This is a genomic window from Methyloceanibacter sp., assembly GCF_050728395.1.
GTDB lineage: Bacteria > Pseudomonadota > Alphaproteobacteria > Rhizobiales > Methyloligellaceae > Methyloceanibacter.
Map to the genome: position 1 here is coordinate 1 of NZ_JBOHJB010000062.1, position 18,486 is coordinate 18,486.

Genomic DNA, 18,486 nt, shown 5'->3' on the forward strand with positions numbered 1-18,486 from the left:
GGCGTGGCCACGGCGCTTTGCCTGATGGTCGCCGGCCTGACCCAGCTCTATCACATGCCGGTCGACGTTTTTCCCGAGTTCGCTCCCCCCTTGGTCGAGATCCAGACGCCGAGCTCCGGGTTGTTCCCGGAGGAAGTCGAGGCGCTGGTGACGGTGCCGCTCGAGCAGGCCATGGCCGGCCTGCCGCGTCTGCACGTCATGCGATCGAAGTCGGTCGCTCAGCTCTCCTCGATCATGCTCGAATTTGAGCGCGGCACCGACCTCACCGTGGCCCGCCAACTTGTGCAGGAGCGGATCGCTCTCGTGCTGCCTACCCTTCCAACCTGGGCGGCTCCCCCCTTCATGTTGCCCCCGCTTTCGGCCAGCCGGCGCGTGATGATGATCGGCCTCTCCTCGGACACTCTGTCCCTGCGAGACCTTTCCATGACCGCCTATTGGAAAATCGACGAGCGGCTGCTGCGCGTACCCGGCGTCGCCAATATCGCAATCTGGGGCGAGCGCTTGAAGATGCTCCAGGTGCAGGTCGATCCCGAACGGCTGCGCGACAAGAACGTGACGCTCGACGACGTCATGGAGACCACCGCCGATGCACTCGACGTCGGCCTGCTGAGATATTCTTCGGGCGCACATATCGGGACCGGGGGCTGGATCGATACCCCAAATCAGAGGCTTGGCGTCCGCAACGTACTGCCGATCATCACACCTGCGGATCTTGCGCGGGTAAGGGTCAAGAACAACAAGGGCCTGACGCTAGGCGATGTCGCCGAGGTCAAGGAGGACCATCAGCCTCTGATCGGCGACGCCATCGTCAATGGCCACCCTGGCCTGCTGCTGGTGGTGGAGAAATTTCCTTGGGGCAACACGCTTGAGATCACACGCGGGATCGACGAGGCGCTGAAGGCTCTGAAGCCGGGCCTGCCGGACGTCGCAATCGACTCGCACATCTTCCGTCCGGCCGTCTTCATCCAGACGGCAATCGACAACCTCTCCTGGGCCCTGCTGACGGGGTGCATCCTGGTGATCGTGGTGTTGTTCGCCTTCCTCTACGAATGGCGGGTGTCCCTCATCAGCCTGATCGCCATACCACTCTCCTTAGTGACCGCGGTCTTGGTCCTCTACCTGCGAGGGGCCACCATGAATACCATGGTGCTGGCGGGGTTGGTCATCGCCTTGGGCGCGGTGGTCGACGACGCCATCATTGACGTTGAGAATATCGTACGCCGCATCCGCGAGCACCGCCTGGCTGGCGGGACACGATCGACGGCTTCGATCATTCTCGACGCCTCGCTCGAGGTCCGCAGCCCGATCATCTATGCCACCCTGATCATTGTGCTGGCCGTGGTGCCGGTGTTTTTCATGACCGGACTGGCAGGCGCCTTCTTTCAGCCCTTGGCGGTATCCTACGCAGTCGCGCTGTTGGCCTCGATGCTGGTGGCGTTGACGGTCATGCCGGCACTCTGCTTGATCATGCTGAACCGCGTGCCGCTCGAGCGGCGGCGGTCTCCCTTGGCCGATTGGCTGCGGGCCCGCTACGAGGCTGGATTAGCGCGCATCGTGCGCCAGCCTGCGGCCGCTTATCTCACCGTTGGCGTCATCACGCTCGCGGGCATTGTCGCCTGGCCGTTCCTCGGACAGGAGTTGCTGCCCGAGTTCAAGGAGCGCGATGTCCTCATGCATTGGGTAACGACGCCTGGAACCTCGCTGCCGGAGATGGTGCGCGTGACCACCAGGGTTTCCAAAGAGCTTCTCGCCATACCGAACGTCAAGCATACCGGCGCGCATATCGGGCAGGCTCTCATCATGGAAGAGATAGCCGGATCCAATTTCGGTGAGAATTGGATCAGCGTCGATCCACACGCCGACTTCGACAAGGCCATGGAAGACGTGGAGGCGGTGGCGCACAATTATCCGGGGCTTTACCGCGACGTGCAGACTTATCTGGCCGAAAGGGTGGAAGAGGTCCTTGCCGGCGCGCCTGACGACATCGTCATCAGGATTTACGGTCAAGACTTGGACGTGCTGAAGACCAAGGCGGACGAAATCAAGGACGCCATTGCCGACGTCGACGGCATCTCGGACCTTCACGTCGATCTGCAGGAGAAGATCCCGCAAATCGAGGTCACCACCAATTTGGAAGCGGCCAAGCGCTACGGCATCAAACCCGGCGATGTGCGGCGCGCGGCAGCCACGATCATCGCCGGGAACGAGGTTGGCGACGTCTTCAATGGCGATCGTGCCTATGACGTTCAGGTGTGGGGCACGCCGAATACCCGGAAAAGCGCGGCGAGCGTCGGCGAGCTGCTGATCGACGCACCTGGCGGCGGCCATGTTCAGCTGAAAGACGTTGCCGACATCGCCATCAAGCCAAGCCCGAACATCATCACGCGGGAGAATTTCCGGCGCCGCATCGACGTTGGCCTCAATGCGCACGACCGCGACCTTGCTTCTGTCGTCGGTGACGTCAAGGAGCGCCTGGCGGGTATTCAGTTTCCGCTGGAGTACAATGCCGAAATCCTGGGCAAATATGCCGAGAACGAGAACGCCAAGAGGGAAGTGCTGGTCTACTCGCTCGCCGCGGCGATCGGCATCTTGCTGCTGCTGCAAGTGGTCTTCTCAAGTTGGCGGCTGGCGATCCTGTCCTTTGTAACTCTGCCCTCCGCCCTTGTGGGCGGCATCCTCGCCCTGTTCCTTGGCGACGGCATCGTCTCGCTCGGCGCGCTCGTGGGATTCCTCACCGTGTTTGGCATTGCCGCGCGCAACACCATCCTCTTGATCCACCATTGCCAGCATCTCGAGAAATACGAAGGAGAAGCCTTCGGCCCCAAACTCGTGCTGCGTGGGGCAAAAGAGCGGCTCGCACCGATTTTGATGACCGCGGCGACCGCGGGCCTCGGCCTCGTTCCTCTTGTGCTTGTCGGCAATGTGCCGGGACAGGAGATCGTGCTTCCGACGGCTATCGTCATTCTGGGCGGTCTCGTCACCTCCACCCTGCTGACCCTGTTCGTCGTGCCCTCGCTCTATTTGCGCTTCGGCAAACCCACCGAGCCGGCATTCAGCTGATTTCGTGCAAGTGTAACCGAGACGCCTTGCGCCCAGCGAAGACAATCGGATGACAGCAGTGGTAGCGGAGGAGGGACTCGAACCCCCGACACGCGGATTATGATTCCGCTGCTCTAACCAGCTGAGCTACTCCGCCATTTGGCTGGAAAGTCGCCGATATAAAGAGCGCCAATAACGGGTGTCAAGCAAGCGGCGGCCGAGCACGATGGAGCGGGCGACCTGCCATTTGATCTTCACTCTGATCGGCTCCGGCAACCTTGGCCTCACCGGCGCCCGATTTTTCGCCCGCGCCATCGGCCTCGGCGACGAAGCGCGCTCTCCCACCAGTCCCAAACCTGGCTCCTTGACGAAGCGGAGCATGGTGAACAGCCCAAAGGGCCAGAGCGTCCGCCGCTCGGCAAGCCGCAAGTCCTCGCACACCAAGACCCGGTCGAGAGCGAATACCGCGTGCCAGCCGATCGAGCTTGCGAGCGGGGCGAGCCTCCGCTCGACGAAGCCGCGGACACCATCCTCCTGGCTGAAATGGTTGACCAGGATCACCTCGCCACCGGTGGCGCAGACCCGCTCAAGCTCGCGCATGACCTTCTCGGCGTCCGGCACCACGGTCATCACATACATGGCGACCACGGTGTCGAAACTCTCGTCGGGAAATGCGAGCGCGCCGGCGTCCATCTCGTAAAGGCCGTCAATATTGCCGAGCCCTTGCCGCCGAACCCGCGCCCTTGCCTTGTCAAGCATCTCCGGCGAGAGGTCGATACCGGTGATGCTGAGATGTCTCTCGTAGCAGGGCAGCGACAGCCCGGTGCCGACGCCGACCTCGAGCACACGGCCCCGCCGCCGGTTGATGATCTTCACCGCATTCTTGCGGCCCGACTCGGCAACCGTGCCGAAGGTGAAGTCGTAGACGGGCGCCCAACGCCGATAAGCATGACGCACCGAAGTCGAGTCCAACAGATCAGCTCTAGAACCCAACTCTACCCTCGCTCACTTCACGCCCGCTCCGGGCGACCCATTGATCTCTTGCGCGAGGCCTTTCGACACCCCACGCAACTCAACGCGGACTGGCCGCCAAAGGCTCAAGCCCCGCTGCCGTCTGTCTCGCGCGCGAACGATCCGGGATGATTTTGGCTCCCTCGGCTGATTTGATCCAACCGCCACCAAGAAGCCGCTCCCCCCGCTCGTCGGCGCTGTAAAGCACACAAGCCTGTCCGGGCGACACGCCATCCTCGCCGTGGGCAAGCTCGACCTCGATCCCGGACGCATCCACGCGCAGTGTCGCTTGCTGCAAAGATCCGCTCGACCGGATCCTCGCCAAGACATCCTTACCGTGCCCGGCCAAGTCCTCCAAGGGCTCATCGCCGAGCCAGTTCACGTCGCGCAAGCTGATGTGGCGCGTGCGCAAACAGTGGCGCGGGCCGACCACCACTTCGCGGCGCTTGGCATCGAGCTTGACCACATAGAGCGGCTCGGCCGCAGCCACGCCGATTCCGCGCCGCTGGCCGATGGTGTAATTGATGATACCGCCATGCCTGCCGAGCACCTGCCCGTCCACATGGACGATGTCGCCAGGCTCCGCAGCGCCAGGGCGCAGGCGCTCGATGATCTGCGTATAGCGCCCCGTCGGCACGAAGCAGATGTCCTGGCTGTCAGACTTCGCCGCGGTCGGAAGCCCAAACTCGCGGGCAAGCTTGCGCGTGGTCTGCTTGTCGAGATCGCCGAGCGGGAAGCGCAGGAAGTTGAGCTGCGGCGGCGTGGTGGCAAACAGGAAATAGCTCTGGTCGCGCTCTTCGTCCTGCGCCCGGTAGAGCTGGAAGCCTCTCGGGCCGGGCCTGCTCCTGACATAATGACCGGTGGCAAGCGCCGAAGCGCCGAGCTCCTCGGCGGTTCGTAGCAGATCGCGGAACTTGATCTTCTGGTTGCAGGCGACGCACGGCACCGGCGTCTCGCCGGCAACATAGCTGTCGGCGAACTCGCCCATGACGGCTGATGCGAACCTCGCCTCGTAATCGAGGACGTAGTGAGGAATGCCGAGCGCCTCGGCCACGCGGCGGGCGTCCTGGATGTCCTGGCCTGCGCAACAGGCTCCCTTGCGGCCAACCGCCACGCCATGGTCGTAGAGCTGAAGCGTGATGCCGACCACGTCATAGCCCTGGCTCTTCATGAGGGCCGCGACCACGGAGGAATCGACCCCACCCGACATGGCCACCACCACCCTCGTATCGGCTGGCCGCCCCGGCAGATGAAGACTGTTGAGCGCGTCGGGCTTGGATGAATTCACGGATCTAGGCTCGGAGTTCCAGCTAGGTGCCACGGCGCTCACAGGCTCCCCGCCCAGCCGCAGCTTTAGAAGGTGGCGTGCTTCTGGGCAGAAGATAGGGGCCGCCCCTGCCCCATGCAAGCCAAAGAGCGTGCCCTCCGAAACGGTTCCAAGCCCCTGGTTAGGTGGTAAAATCGATTATTTTTAAGGGGTTTGCTGGGGCTTCTTTTACCTCAGCGCTTAGGCAAATCTTAAATGCGGCGGATTAGTGTTGCCCTTGGTTCCGCCGAAGAGTGCGTCTCGGCTCGTTTTGAGCCTGTGGTGTTGTGAGTCCATGACTGATCATTTTAGACCCCGCGTCAGATATGTGATCGGCCCAGACGGCAGTCCGCTTACCGTCGCCGATCTGCCTCCCAGGGATACCAAACGGTGGGTCATTCGCCGCAAGGCCGAGGTCGTCGCCGCTGTTCGCGGCGGCTTGATCAGCCTCGAGGAAGCCTGCGAGCGCTACACCCTCACGGTCGACGAATTCCTGAGCTGGCAGCGGTCCATCGACAAGCACGGCCTGCCCGGCTTGCGTGCCACCCGCATCCAGGAATATCGCGGCTAATCCCTTCTGACGCTCATTCGTCACTGGGATCTGCTCTGACCGCCAGAACAGCGGTCATGCCCTTTTTGTGGTTTACTTTCGTTCGGCCACGGAGGGTGATGAGCGTAGCCCATGCGACCCAAGGCGATCTGCACCATCGGCTATGAGGGCGGAACCGTCGACGCCTTCATCAGCGCGCTCAAAGACGCTGGCGTCGAGCTGGTCCTCGACATTCGCGCAGCACCGGTCTCGCGCAAGAAGGGCTTTTCCAAGAACCAGCTCGCGGCCCATCTCTCGGAGGCCGGCATCGGCTACCGCCATCTTCGCGGGCTCGGCACGCCTAAGCGCGGGCGCGACGCGGCGCGCGCCGGAGACGTCGAGAGCTTCGAGCGCATCTTCCTCGCCCATATGGACGAGCCGGAAGCCCTGCTCGATCTCGGCGAGGCGATCGCACTTGCGAAAGCTGAGCCGGTTTGCCTGCTCTGTCTCGAGCGCGACCCCGGGCACTGCCACCGCTTGATCGTAGGGAACCGCATGGTGAAGGAGACCGGGCAAAAGCTCCGCCATTTGTTCGTGGAGGCTGGCGCTGCGCATCCCTACTGATTTGACGCCCCCTTCAATAGGGTGACAATCAGGGGCCGCTCGCCGTAACCTCCCCGTCCTACCGCGTTCCGGTCAGGGCGAAAGGTCAGGGCGTCCTCCATGAACACCAAGGCGAAACGCGACGGTGCCCCCCTCCTCGTGGATCTCGCGCTTCAGGGCGGAGGCGCGCACGGCGCCTTTACCTGGGGGGTCCTCGATCGCCTGTTGGAAGAGCCTCGGATTCAAATCGAGGGCATTTCCGGGACCTCGGCCGGCGCCATGAATGCCGCAGTACTCGTCAGTGGCCACACGTCGGGCGGGGCAGATGGCGCCAAGGCCGCGCTCGAGCAGTTCTGGCGGCGGGTCTCCGACGCCGCTCTGCTCAGTCCCTTCCGCCGCACGCCCCTCGACATCATGCTCGGGCGGTGGACGCTCGACACCTCCCCGATGTTCCTCACCCTCGACCTGATGGCGCGCATCTTCTCGCCTTACGATCTCAATCCGCATGGCGCCAACCCCTTGCGCGATATCCTGGCTGATTGCATCGACTTCGGGCACCTCGCCGAAGCACCGATCAAGCTGTTCGTCACTGCCACCAATGTGCATACCGGGCGCGGGCACATTTTCCGCAACGAAGAATTGACGCCGGAGGTCCTGCTCGCCTCCGCCTGCCTACCGACGATGTTCCAGGCGATCGAGATCGACGGCGAGGCCTATTGGGACGGCGGCTATTCGGGCAATCCCACCATCACGCCTCTGATCCGCGAATGCTCCTCGAGCGACACCATCCTGGTTCAGGTCAATCCGGTCGAGCGGCCGGGCACGCCGCGCTCGGCCCGCGACATCGTCAACCGGGTCAACGAGGTCTCCTTCAACGCGACCTTGCTCAAGGAGCTGCGCATGATGGCGGTGCTGCGCCAGGTCTCGGATCCGGGCAACTGCGAGGGCGCGCGTTGGGCCGGCATGCGCATCCATCGCATCTCGAGCGCCACCATGACCGAGCTCGGCTATTCCTCCAAGCTCAACGCCGAATGGGATTTCTTCATCATGCTGCGCAACGAAGGCCGCCGCTCGGCTGAAGCCTTCCTCGCGGCACATGGCGGCGATCTCGGCGAGCGCTCGACGCTCGACCTCGACGGCCTGCTCGACCACATCTGACGCGCGGCTCATGGGACTTTTCGGCATCCTTGTCGGTCTCGGGTTGCTGATCTTTCTGTCCTATCGCGGCTGGAGCATTCTCCTCGTGGCTCCGCTCGCAGCCCTGACCGCGGCGCTGGCAGCCGGCGAACCGCTGCTCGCGCACTGGACCGAGACCTTCATGGGCGGGGCGGCAAAGTTCCTCGCGCAGTTCTTTCCGCTGTTTCTGCTTGGCGCCGTGTTCGGCAAGGTCATGGAGGATAGCGGCTCGGTTGAAGCCATCGCGAACTTCATGATGGCGAAACTGGGAACCGGCCGTGCGGTGCTTGCCGTGGTCGTGGCCGGCGCCGTGGTCACCTATGGCGGCGTGAGCCTCTTCGTCGCCCTCTTTGTCCTCGCTCCCATGGCCACGAGCCTGTTCAAGCTGGCCGACATTCCGCGCCGGCTCATGCCGGCGGCAATCGCGCTCGGCACCATGACCTTCACCATGTCGGCGCTGCCCGGCACCCCTGCCCTGCAAAACGCCATTCCCATGCCGTTCTTCGGCACCACGCCCTTCGCCGCTCCCGGCCTTGGCATCATCGCCGCCGCCATCATGCTGAGCTTCGGCCTTTGGTGGCTCAATCGTGCCGAGACCGGCGCGCGCCGCGTCGGCGAAGGTTACGGCAAAGATCAGACCGTCGACGTGCCGGCAAAGGAACAGGCGGCGCGCGAGCGCGCCACCATTGCATCTGAGTTCGACCCCGCCGAGATCGCGCATGGCAGTCACGCCGAGACTTCGCCAAGCGCCCTCGTCGCCCTATTGCCTCTGGTCGTCGTCATTCTGGTCAATCTTGCCATGAGCTTGCTCGTCCTGCCTCAGGTCGACACGAGCTATCTTGCCGATCAACGATGGGGGGCGACGTCATTGTCGGCGGTGGCCGGCGTCTGGGCCGTGGTGACGGCGCTTGCCGCAGCCATCGTCACCGCTATCGCGCTCAACTACCGCCGGCTGCCTTCGCTGCAGGCAAGCCTCGATGCCGGCGCCAATGCCTCGGTGCTGCCGGCGCTGAGCGTCGCAAGCCTGGTCGGCTTTGGCACGGTCGTGGCGGCTCTCCCCGCCTTCGCCCTAGTGCGCCATTGGGTGCTATCCATCGAGGGTGGGCCCCTCGTCTCGCTCGCCGTCGCCACCAATGTCCTCGCCGCGCTGACGGGATCGGCGTCGGGCGGTCTCACCATCGCGCTCGACGCGCTGGGCGATACCTATCTTCGCCTCGCCGCCGAACTCGGCATCGATCCGGCCCTCCTGCACCGGGTTGCGGTGATGAGCGCCGGCACACTCGACAGCCTGCCGCATAACGGCGCCGTGGTGACCCTGCTCGCGGTCTGCGGCGTCACCCATCGGGACAGCTATGTCGATATCTTGGTCGTGGCGATCGTGGGCGCATTGCTCGCGCTCGCAGTCGTCATTGCGTTGGGTTCGATCTTCGGGTCGTTCTGAGCTAGGGTCGAAGCCTATGGTCACCGATCGCCAAACCCGCGCCATGCTCGCCATTTGCACCGCGATTCTGCTGGCGGCGGCGCTCTATTTCGCCCGCTCGATCTTTGCGCCCTTCGCCCTGGCGCTATTCACGGTCGCCATCGTTTGGCCGTTGCAGAGGGCGCTCGAAGCAAAACTTCCGCAGGTCGTCGCCTTGTTGCTGACCCTGGCTTTGACCGCGGTCGTGGCCGTCGCTGTCAGCTCCATGGTCACGTGGGCCCTAAGCGTTGAGCGCCAGTGGTTGGTCGGTCATGCCGCGCGCTTCCAGACCCTCTATCTCGAATGGGCGCGCTGGTTGGAAGAGCATGAGATCTTCGTCGTGGGGCCCTTGTCCGAACGGTTCGACGTGGCGTGGCTCGTGCGTCTTTTTCAAACCCTTGTCGGGCACATCAATACCCTCCTCGGCTTTGCCGTCCTCGCCTTCGTGTTCATGATGTTGGCCTTGCTTGAGACCGGCGATTTCCGCGAGCGGCTCGCCGCGGCGAGCAAGCAGGCGAAAGGACTGGACCTCGCCAAGGTTGGCGAGGAGATCGCCGCAAAGTTCCGCAAATATATGCTCGTGCGTACGCAAATGAGCGCGCTCACCGGGTTTGCCGTCTGGGGCCTTGCGCTAATCTCCGGCCTGGACCTGGCTCCGGCCTGGGGCATCATCGCCTTCGTCTTGAACTACATCCCCTTTATCGGTTCCTTCGTTGCCACGCTGCTGCCCAGTCTCTTCGCCGTGGCGCAGTTCGAGACCTGGCAGGACAGCCTCGTCGTCCTTCTCGGCATGTTCGCGATCCAATTCGCCATCGGCAACTATCTCGAGCCGCTGGTCGCGGGCAAAGCGCTGTCGATCTCGCCGCTGGCCGTCGTATTCGCCGTATTCTTTTTCGGGTTCCTCTGGGGAATGCCCGGCGCCTTTCTCGGCGTTCCAATCCTGATCGCCATCGTCGCGCTTTGTGCGCATTATCCTTCGACGAGCTGGGTCGCCGCGCTCTTGTCAGGCACGCCACAACCGCGCGAGCCGAAATGACGAGCTCTTCCAATCGAGGAGCCCTCGGGAAGCCCGTCGTCGATCCTCGCCGCGGCGACGTCGAAACCGATGTCTCGAGCACCAAACAGCACTCCATGCTTTCGCTTGCCGGCGGCCTGCTCGTGGAGATCAGCCTGCCCAAGCTCGTCATGGCCTGGACGCTGCTGCTTCTCGTCCCTGGTCTTTTGCTTGGGCTTGGCCCGATCGTCGCCTCTGATTGGGTTCGCGCCGTGTCAGGCACGGTCGCGGCACCGGCAATCGGGTTCTGGTCCCTGCTCGTTCTCGCCGCCGTCCTTGCCATCGGCTATTTCGGCTGGCGGGCGCTATTCCGCCTGGTCGAGGGTAGTTTTTGGGCGTTGAATTCGGTCGTGGTGCAACCCGGCTACGCCACGGTGCGCGAGGTGCTGCGCCAGATCGCCGAACGGTTGTTCGTCAAGTCGGCGAGCAAGGATCAGTACGCGAGACTGCGCGCCGCCTCGGCCCTTGCCGCCGGCCTCCTGATCTGCGGCCTCGCGCTCCTCGTGCTCTATCTCGTGTGGCCGAGCGCAGAGCTCTTCGGCACCTTCGCCGAGATTGGGTCGTGGCGCAGCCTCATCGGCGTGGCGCTCGCCAATAGCATCGTCCTGATTACCGCCTATCTCGCCGTCGCCGCCCTCATTTGGGGCGTGGCCGACGCCACCATGGCCCAACCCCGCGATCTCGCCGCCTTCGACCGGAAGCCGGACCATGCCCGCCTGTGGCGGGTCGTGCATTTGTCGGACGTCCATGTCGTCGGCGAGCGCTACGGCTTTCGTATCGAGAGCGGACGGTCCGGCCCGCGCGGCAATGAACGGTTGAGGCGGTTGCTGAATGAGCTGGAAACGATCCACGCCAAAGCTCCGCTTGATGTCGTCCTGATCACCGGCGACATGACCGATGCCGGCAGCTCCGCCGAGTGGGCCGAGTTCCTCGACGCCATGAGGGCGCATCCCAACCTCGCCGAGCGCGTGCTGATCCTTCCTGGCAATCATGACCTCAATATCGTGGACCGCGCCAACCCTGCGCGCATGGATCTGCCGACGAGCCCGAACCGGCGCTTGCGCCAGCTTCGCACTCTCTCCGCCATGCTGGAGCTGCAGGGAGACCGCGTGCACGTGGTGGACTTTGCACGGCACCGCGTGGGCAGGACCCTTGCGGAGTTCTTGGCGCCGCATCTCAAGAAGATGGCGCGCTTCGCCAATGTGGCCAAGCCTCTCTTCTCCTACGCGCTACCGGAGATCTGGGCCAAAGCCTTTCCCATGGTGCTTCCACCCGATCGGGAAGACGGCCTCGGGATCGTCCTGCTCAACTCGAACGCCGACACGCACTTCTCCTTCACCAATGCCCTCGGCATGGTCTCCGCCGAACAGGTCAAGGGCCTCGAGATCGCCACCAAGCAGTATCCGCGCGCCTGCTGGATCATCGCGCTCCATCACCACGTCGTCGAATATCCACGTCCGGCGAAGGCGCTGTCGGAGCGCATCGGCACGGCGCTGATCAACGGCAACTGGTTCGTGCGTGAGATGCAGCGCCTGGCCGGCCGCGCGATTGTGATGCACGGTCACCGGCATGTCGATTGGATCGGTCACTGCGCGGGGCTGGTGGTGGTGTCGGCGCCCTCACCAGTGATGGAGGCGACCGACGACAAGGACACCGGGTTCTACATTCATACGCTCGCGATCGGCACCGACGGACGCCTCAGGCTGCTATCGCCGGACCGGATCACAGTGCGGGGAGAACGCCCTAACGATCCAGATGCGACACTGACGGTACACATTGATAGTGCAAACATCGCCCGATCCTCTGGGAACGGAGTATAATAGGGCATTATCGAATCGTGGCACCAAACGCGGCAAAGGGAGGATCAGCTATGGCGACAGCCGTTTCCCAGGCGCACCCGTCTGCTCACTGGTGGGTCTTTCTGCTCGAAGGGATCGCGGCGATCCTGATCGGCATCTTGCTGCTGACAGATCCAGCCACGACCGTCGTGGCCATCACCATCTTCCTCGGATTTTATTGGCTCTTCGTCGGTGTGCTCGAGCTCGTGCGTATGTTTGTCGATCGCTCCGTCCCGTGGATCTGGTCCCTGCTCATCGGCGTCCTCGGCATCGTCGCCGGCATCCTGGTGTTGAACCACCCGCTGTTCGCGGCGGTGATCCTGCCCGCCAGTCTCGTACTCTATCTCGGCGTGCTCGGCATCATCATGGGCATCTTCGGCATCATCGGCGGCTTCGCCGGCGGCGGCATCGGATCGTTTCTCTTCGGCGTCCTCAATCTTCTCATCGGCATTCTGCTGTTGAGTTCGCCGGTGGCGGCAACGCTCGCGGTGCCCTTCGTCTTTGGCATTCTGCTCCTCATCGAGGGCGTGGCGCTGATCGTCTGGGCCTTCCGCGTCCGCGCATAGCAGGCGCAGCTCCCACATCACGACCACTAGCCGGCGCGGACAGCCGCGTCGGCGCCACTGGCAATCTCCAACTCTGCATTTCTAATTTTCTGGAATGTAATTTGACATGTTCCCGACCGCCGAATCTAATTCGCGCTGTTGTGCGCCAGTAAACGAGGGGCCGAAATGGATCGCAGGACGTTTTTGGTCGGCGGCGGTGTCGCCGCAGCGGGAATGGCGACCAGGCCTGTCTCCGCTCAATATGTCGACAATGCGTGGCTGAAACCGACCTCCCGTCAACCGCTCGCCCCGGCCGAGATCGAATCGGCCGTCGCCCGTCTCCGCAAGCAATTCCTCGCGGAGTTCGATGCGGCTTACGTCGAGAACGTCATCGTCCCGCATTTTCTGATCAGCGTCTATGATGGCGAGCGGCTGTTCCTGCCCATGATCGGCGAGGAGCTCACCAAGGAGAACGCTCTGCCCTACGACCTTTGGGGCCTGTTGAGCGAGACCTGGAAGCCGGCGCCGCAAGACGGCGTCACCGTGTTCCTTCAAGGCCTGGACAAACGCGGGCCGGACAACCGCCGCAAGCGGATCTACATGACGGCGGTGACGCCGGACCTCTATCGCCCGATGTATGGCGACAAGGTCGTGCAGTTCTGGGACAAGCTCCTCGGCGATGCCAACGCCGGCAAGCCGCTGATGCGGCCCTATCTCGAAAGCTATTTCGACCTCTATTGGGACCTGCATCTTGGCGTCAAGGGCGATGCCGTTCCGGCGCCGGTGCGCGAACTCGGCATGGCCTTCAATACCGTGCTCGCCTATCGCGACGTGACCCAGAAGATCGTCTACGACAACTATATGATCGTGCGCGCCCACCTTGCCGAGTTGAAGGCATGGATCGACGACCGGCTCGCCGACATCTCCAGCGGCAAGACCCCCAACCCGGAAAAGACTTTCGCCTGGTACTGGCTCAAGAATGCCGGCGACGGCGAATATTTCGCCCGTCAGGACGTCGTCTTCGAGGTGTTCCACAATTTCGTGGCGCTCAGCCAATGGGGCAACTCGATGTACAACATCATGCTCAAACTGGCGGCAGACACCGGCGATGCAGACGCCCGCGCCTGGTTCGAGAAGACCATGCAAGGCAGCCCCGACGATGCCGGCGGCCAGGCCTTCACCCCACTCGAGCGCTTCATCATGGAGTTGTTCCGCGTCATCACGCCGAATGGCGGCAGCATCTCCGCTCTCGCCGAGGTGCGAACGCCGCCCTTCGAGCGGCACGGCTATATGATCACGCCACATGAAGCGACGAGCTTCGACCCGGTGCAGTGGAAGGATCCGGAGAAATTCAACCCCGACCGCTATCTGAGCGCCCCGACCAGTCACGATATCGACGCCGCGCGCTGTGAGGACATGGGCTTCGCCAAATGCCCATTCGACCGCACGAGCTTCGAGGTGCAGGACGGGCGCAAGGCGGCGATGAACAACAGCGGCTTCGGCACGGTCTACGGCGTCGTCGACGGCAAACCGCTGCCGGTCTGCGACCATGCCGGCTTCGCGCCGTTCGGCTTCGGCTATCGCCGCTGCCCCGGCGAGCAGCTCACCATCCAGGTGTTCGAGGACTTCCTGCGCAAGGTATGGAAGAGCGGAATCGAGTTCCGCAAGCTCGATATCGCCAATCCCGAGCCGCTGCCTATCGGGCCGACCACGGTGATCGGCGACAATGTCGGGTTCATACGTACCGCTTAGCAGGCTTGTGACATTGCAGTTGGCTAGACCGGGGACTTTCTTCCAACCCGAGAACTCAAAAGTAGCCTAGGGAGTCGAAAGCAAGTCGGGTTCTGCGTCGAAGTCGGGTGCCTAGCTTTGGTGAGTCGAAAATCCATAACGGGAGGGTAACGTGAACGCTTTGCGCTTCGCTTTGTTGGTTCCGTGCGTGGTTTCCGCACTAGTTAGTGCTCCGCAGCCGGCGCTCGCGGACAACTGCTACGTGGTGAGGGCCACGGCCGACGCCAGAAATCCACAGGTCTCCACCGAGAGATCGCAAAGACGGCTCCAGCACCACATCGCAAGCCAGCTGAGCAGCCTGCATGGGAAGGTGATCGGACCGGTCCACACGCATTGCATCCGGAACGCCTGCGAAAGTTCAGCCGTCGTCTGCCGTCACTAAGCAGCAACGCTCACCATCGCGGTGAAAACTACCTGGCGTTCGCCTGTGGTTTCACCGCCTTCGCCCAGGCGGTGGCCGGCATGGTCTTGCTGCAATCCGCTTGGCCGCGTTGCCAGCGGTTGATGTCGTACTGCATCTTGGCGGCAAGGCCGGGCGGCATCGTGCGGTTCTCGGTGGTGATCACCGTCGATGAGCCGGCCTCCTTGAAATCGATGATGTAGGTGAGGAGACCGGCCCGGCCGAGGTCGGCGCGCTGATGCACGGTAATGGTGACCTTGCTGCCGCTCGGGCTGACATCGGCACGATAGACGTAATTCGGCAGCAGCGGATCGGTGGCGTTGAACCAGCAGCGCTTGATACGGCCGCCCATCACGACATAAGCGTCGAGTGGCCTCGCCCTGGTGACGGCGACGTTCGTCGCTTCCGTGCTGCCGGTGGCTTCCTCCTCGGCGAGGCTCGTGCCTCCGCCGACGCCACCAAGGCCAAAGCTGCTCAAGCTCACGCCGCAGCCGGACAGCATTGCCGCGACCAACAGCAACCCGAAGCTCAACCGAACGCTTGGCGACAAGGCACGCCCCCGCATCTTCAAAAGCGCTAGTCGCGGAAGTTCACATACTGCAGGGGTAGCTCCACCGTAAGCCCCTTGACGTGCTGGATCACCGCCTGCAGATCGTCCCGCTTTTTGCCTGAAACCCTGAGTTCGTCCCCCTGCACCGTGACCTGGACTTTATATTTTCCGTCCTTGATCTCCTTGACGATCCGCTTGGCCAGCTCCCGGTCGATGCCCTGGCGGATCAGCGCCCTTTGCCGTACCGCCTGGCCTGCGGCCTTCTCCACCGATTTATAATCGAGCACGCCCGGCTCGATCTTGCGGCGGGCGAGATGTCCCTGCAGCAATTCATGCATCTGCTTGAGCTTGAGCTCGTCATCGGCATTGATGGTGATCTCGGCCTCCTTCCGCTCGATGCGGGATTGGGAGCCCTTGAAGTCGTAACGCTGGCTCATCTCGCGCACCATGTTGGCGAGTGCGTTGTCGATCTCGGAAAGATCGGTCTTTGACACGATGTCGAAGGACGGCATGGGTCCCTCCCCTCCAGCTCGAGCGATGCCAGGAACCGTTTGGCCTTCAGCTCGCCACGCGGTGCGGCACGCCCGCCACGGCACCGAGCTCGGCGGCGCGCGCCTGCTCGATCTTGATCCGCTCGGCGTCGCGCTCCTCCAAGAGCTCGATCTTCTTCAGCTCTTCGAAGGCCTCGGCCAAGGTCTCCCGCGCCTTCATGAGCTTCGTCTCGAGATCCGCGGCCGAGGCCAGCAGATTGTCCCGCCGCTGGATGGCGGCCTTGGCGAAGGTCGGGTAGGCGTAGTGGTTGGTGTCGGAGACGCCGGCGCGTTCCTGCTCAATGGCGATTTGCCGGTCGAGGTCGTTCGCCATCTGATTGAAATCGCCGATCAAGCTTTCGATCTCGGCGACCTTGCGCTGCTTCTCCTCAACGTCGAAGCGCTTCAACCGGCTCAATGCGTCCCGTGACTTCATGGTTCGATACCCTCGGACATTTTCGGACCCAGGACGGAGGATTTCAATATCTGTGCGATCGCCTGCCTCGGCGTTCGGCTTGGCGCTCGCCCCCACCCACTTAGGACGCCGATCTTGGCCAAGAGGCGTTAAGGGACGGTAAACCATGCGACCGGCATTTAACGAAACGCCGAAACCAAAGCCTAGCACCGATAGCACTCGCCAGAAGCTTAGCTTTTGTTAACTATTGGCCACTAATTTGTTGATTCGAATTAACCATCGGTTTGCGTCGAGCGTTTTCGAGCGCGCGTGGCATTGGGGGAACGAGTAGGAACGGCCTGGAAGACGGGGGAATAAGCATGCGGGTGCTTCTCATCGAGGACGACAGCGCTACGGCACAAAGCATCGAGCTGATGCTTCAGTCCGAGGGCTTCAACGTCTACACGACCGACCTTGGCGAAGAGGGCGTCGACCTCGGTAAGCTTTACGATTACGACATTATCCTGCTCGATCTGAACCTGCCCGATATGAGCGGGTACGAGGTTCTCAAGACCCTGCGGGTGAGCAAGGTGCAGACCCCGATCCTGATCCTGTCGGGACTCGCCGGCATCGAGGACAAGGTGAGGGGTTTGGGCTTCGGCGCGGACGACTATATGACCAAGCCCTTCCATAAGGACGAGCTGGTTGCCCGCATTCATGCCATCGTCCGCCGCTCGAAGGGCCACGCCCAGTCGGTGATCCAGACCGGCGGCCTGAAGGTCAATCTCGACACCAAGACCGTGGACGTGAACGGCCAGCGCGTGCATCTGACCGGCAAGGAATATCAGATGCTCGAGCTGCTCTCCTTGCGCAAAGGCACCACGCTGACCAAGGAGATGTTCCTGAACCATCTCTATGGCGGCATGGACGAGCCTGAGCTCAAGATCATCGACGTCTTTATCTGCAAGCTGCGCAAGAAGCTCGCGGCGGCGACCGGCGGCAAGCACTATATCGAGACGGTTTGGGGCCGCGGCTACGTGCTGCGCAATCCGGAAGACGAGTCAGAGGCGGCTTAGCTTCCCGACTTCAGCTTTCTCGATCATGACTGGCTTTTTCAGGCGCTATTCGAGCGCCTCGCGCCCATGCCATACGCGAACAATGACGACCGCCTCTCTTTGGCGATCATGAAGGTAGCGCACGAGATAGGCTGAGCGGCCAAACGGCACGATGAGGTCCCTCACGCCGGGAATTCCCGAGGGGCGGCCGCGACCCGGGAAGATTTCGAGCGATCTGACCGCCTTCTGCAAAACCGTAGTCGCATGCCGTGCGGCCCCGGTTCCTTTTCGGCAAGAAACGCTCGAAGCCGCTCCAAGTCAGCCAACGCCTCTTTCGAGACGATAAGCTTCACGGCTTTAGAGCTTGCGAAGCTTGGGAGGAGGCAGCTCCTTTGTCGTGCCCCAGCTCTGTATCCAGGACTCGACCTCAGCCCACGGGACCCCTTCGCCCGTGCGCTCATAGCTGGCAAGTCTGCGGGCGTCTTCGGCCAGAACATCCGGAGCCCAGGGGCCGCGACCTGCCTTGCGCATCGCGGCCCAATCGGGCGACGGCGCCGCTTGCCCGGCTGCAAGTTCGGCGAGAAGCTCGGCGATGGTCAGCCCGCGCTCCCGAGCCCAGGCCTCAAGACGGTCTGCCGTATCGCGATCAAGCTCGATCGTGCGCGCTTTGGCTGTCATGACGCTAACCTATGGCCGCGATCCGCGATTGTCGAGGAGCCGAGCAGTTGGAACGCCAATCAAGCAGCTTTCAGCTCGACTTCCTTGTCGCGGGTCTCGACCGTCACCGTCATGCCGGCTGCCGTCGCCACGCGGTGCGCGTAATAGGGTTGGATCGAATGGGCGTCGAGCACCATGCCGTTCGCGCCGGCGAGCAGGCCTGTGACCTGCTCCGACAGGCGCGCGGGCTCCCCTTGGGCCAGCACCCTGAAGGCGACTTCAGGCCCCTCCCCCTCGATCTCGACATTGACCGTGCCACCTCGCGGCAGCGCCACGACGCCGAGCGCCAAGAGGTTCAGCAACAGCTTGACCTTGTTTTTGGGGAGCGTCACCGGCGGTCCTTGCCAGGAGAGAGTATGCTTTCCCCCTTGCACGAAGTCTCTCGCGACCCTTTCCGCGTCGCGCAAGTCGATCTCGGCGCCGGCCGATCCCGCCGCGCCAAAGGCAAGCCGCGCGAATTGGAGCTTGGCCGAGGCCTGGCGTGCGCTC

Annotated in this window: 17 protein-coding genes, 1 tRNA gene and 1 pseudogene; 10 read left to right on the forward strand and 9 right to left on the reverse strand. The window is 63.0% G+C overall.

Going from position 1 to position 18,486, the window contains the following annotated elements:
- On the forward strand, positions 1-3,060 hold a 3,060-nt coding region (locus ACREC7_RS11540), incomplete at its 5' end, for an efflux RND transporter permease subunit (RefSeq protein ID WP_431555837.1).
- 59 nt (positions 3,061-3,119) lie between these two features.
- Here ACREC7_RS11540 and ACREC7_RS11545 read toward each other — a convergent pair.
- From ACREC7_RS11545 to mnmA, 3 genes are all read right to left on the reverse strand, one after another.
- Positions 3,120-3,196: transfer RNA gene (locus ACREC7_RS11545), tRNA-Met, on the reverse strand.
- A complete protein-coding gene (locus ACREC7_RS11550; RefSeq protein ID WP_431555838.1) occupies positions 3,187-4,011 on the reverse strand; it encodes a class I SAM-dependent methyltransferase in 825 nt (274 codons plus the stop codon). Before ACREC7_RS11550 ends, ACREC7_RS11545 begins: the two co-directional genes overlap by 10 nt.
- 100 nt (positions 4,012-4,111) lie before the next feature.
- A complete protein-coding gene (gene mnmA, locus ACREC7_RS11555) occupies positions 4,112-5,338 on the reverse strand; it encodes a tRNA 2-thiouridine(34) synthase MnmA (RefSeq protein WP_431555839.1) in 1,227 nt (408 codons plus the stop codon).
- Positions 5,339-5,651: 313 nt separating this feature from the next.
- Between mnmA and ACREC7_RS11560 the strand changes: the two genes are divergently transcribed.
- From ACREC7_RS11560 to ACREC7_RS11595, 8 genes are all read left to right on the forward strand, one after another.
- The gene (locus ACREC7_RS11560; protein WP_424389416.1) at positions 5,652-5,927 is read left to right on the forward strand and encodes a DUF1153 domain-containing protein; all 276 of its coding nucleotides are present in this window, start codon (positions 5,652-5,654) and stop codon (positions 5,925-5,927) included.
- Between the two features lie 111 nt (positions 5,928-6,038).
- The gene (locus ACREC7_RS11565) at positions 6,039-6,509 is read left to right on the forward strand and encodes a DUF488 family protein (RefSeq protein WP_431555840.1); all 471 of its coding nucleotides are present in this window, start codon (positions 6,039-6,041) and stop codon (positions 6,507-6,509) included.
- A gap of 99 nt (positions 6,510-6,608) precedes the next feature.
- A complete protein-coding gene (locus tag ACREC7_RS11570) occupies positions 6,609-7,646 on the forward strand; it encodes a patatin-like phospholipase family protein (protein WP_431555841.1) in 1,038 nt (345 codons plus the stop codon).
- A 10-nt stretch (positions 7,647-7,656) separates the two neighbouring features.
- Positions 7,657-9,105 carry a GntP family permease gene (locus tag ACREC7_RS11575; protein WP_431555842.1) on the forward strand — a complete coding sequence of 483 codons (1,449 nt, stop codon included), beginning with the start codon at positions 7,657-7,659 and terminating at the stop codon, positions 9,103-9,105.
- 16 nt (positions 9,106-9,121) lie between these two features.
- Positions 9,122-10,159 carry an AI-2E family transporter gene (locus tag ACREC7_RS11580; protein ID WP_431555843.1) on the forward strand — a complete coding sequence of 346 codons (1,038 nt, stop codon included), beginning with the start codon at positions 9,122-9,124 and terminating at the stop codon, positions 10,157-10,159.
- Positions 10,156-11,997 carry a metallophosphoesterase family protein gene (locus ACREC7_RS11585; protein ID WP_431555844.1) on the forward strand — a complete coding sequence of 614 codons (1,842 nt, stop codon included), beginning with the start codon at positions 10,156-10,158 and terminating at the stop codon, positions 11,995-11,997. Before ACREC7_RS11580 ends, ACREC7_RS11585 begins: the two co-directional genes overlap by 4 nt.
- A 50-nt stretch (positions 11,998-12,047) precedes the next feature.
- Positions 12,048-12,581 carry an HdeD family acid-resistance protein gene (locus ACREC7_RS11590; protein ID WP_431555845.1) on the forward strand — a complete coding sequence of 178 codons (534 nt, stop codon included), beginning with the start codon at positions 12,048-12,050 and terminating at the stop codon, positions 12,579-12,581.
- Positions 12,582-12,746: 165 nt separating this feature from the next.
- Positions 12,747-14,312: a hypothetical protein gene (locus ACREC7_RS11595; protein ID WP_431555846.1), complete on the forward strand. Its 1,566-nt coding sequence runs from the start codon at positions 12,747-12,749 to the stop codon at positions 14,310-14,312.
- Between the two features lie 449 nt (positions 14,313-14,761).
- Here the strand turns inward: ACREC7_RS11595 and ACREC7_RS11600 are convergent, their stop codons facing one another.
- Genes ACREC7_RS11600 through ACREC7_RS11610 form a run of 3 tightly spaced genes read right to left on the reverse strand, consistent with a single transcriptional unit; the run spans position 14,762 to position 16,267 of the window.
- On the reverse strand, positions 14,762-15,301 hold the full coding sequence (locus tag ACREC7_RS11600; RefSeq protein ID WP_431555847.1) for a hypothetical protein: 540 nt from the start codon (positions 15,299-15,301) through the stop codon (positions 14,762-14,764).
- 26 nt (positions 15,302-15,327) lie between these two features.
- On the reverse strand, positions 15,328-15,813 hold the full coding sequence (locus ACREC7_RS11605; protein WP_431555848.1) for a YajQ family cyclic di-GMP-binding protein: 486 nt from the start codon (positions 15,811-15,813) through the stop codon (positions 15,328-15,330).
- A gap of 46 nt (positions 15,814-15,859) precedes the next feature.
- Positions 15,860-16,267, reverse strand: coding sequence for a flagellar export protein FliJ (locus ACREC7_RS11610; protein WP_431555849.1), 408 nt, complete (start codon positions 16,265-16,267; stop codon positions 15,860-15,862).
- A gap of 338 nt (positions 16,268-16,605) precedes the next feature.
- On the opposite strand from ACREC7_RS11610, the gene ctrA reads away from it, so the two are divergent.
- Entirely contained in the window at positions 16,606-17,301 is a 696-nt protein-coding gene (gene ctrA / locus ACREC7_RS11615) for a response regulator transcription factor CtrA (RefSeq protein WP_424389425.1), read from the forward strand.
- A gap of 45 nt (positions 17,302-17,346) precedes the next feature.
- Here the strand turns inward: ctrA and ACREC7_RS11620 are convergent.
- The 3 genes and pseudogenes from ACREC7_RS11620 to ACREC7_RS11630 form a co-directional block, all read right to left on the reverse strand.
- A pseudogene (locus ACREC7_RS11620) lies at positions 17,347-17,565 on the reverse strand (type II toxin-antitoxin system RelE/ParE family toxin); the annotation flags it as partial.
- A 72-nt stretch (positions 17,566-17,637) separates the two neighbouring features.
- The gene (locus tag ACREC7_RS11625; RefSeq protein ID WP_431555850.1) at positions 17,638-17,958 is read right to left on the reverse strand and encodes a hypothetical protein; all 321 of its coding nucleotides are present in this window, start codon (positions 17,956-17,958) and stop codon (positions 17,638-17,640) included.
- 59 nt (positions 17,959-18,017) lie between these two features.
- The coding region (locus tag ACREC7_RS11630; RefSeq protein ID WP_431555851.1) for a histidine phosphotransferase family protein at positions 18,018-18,486 on the reverse strand (469 nt) is incomplete at its 5' end.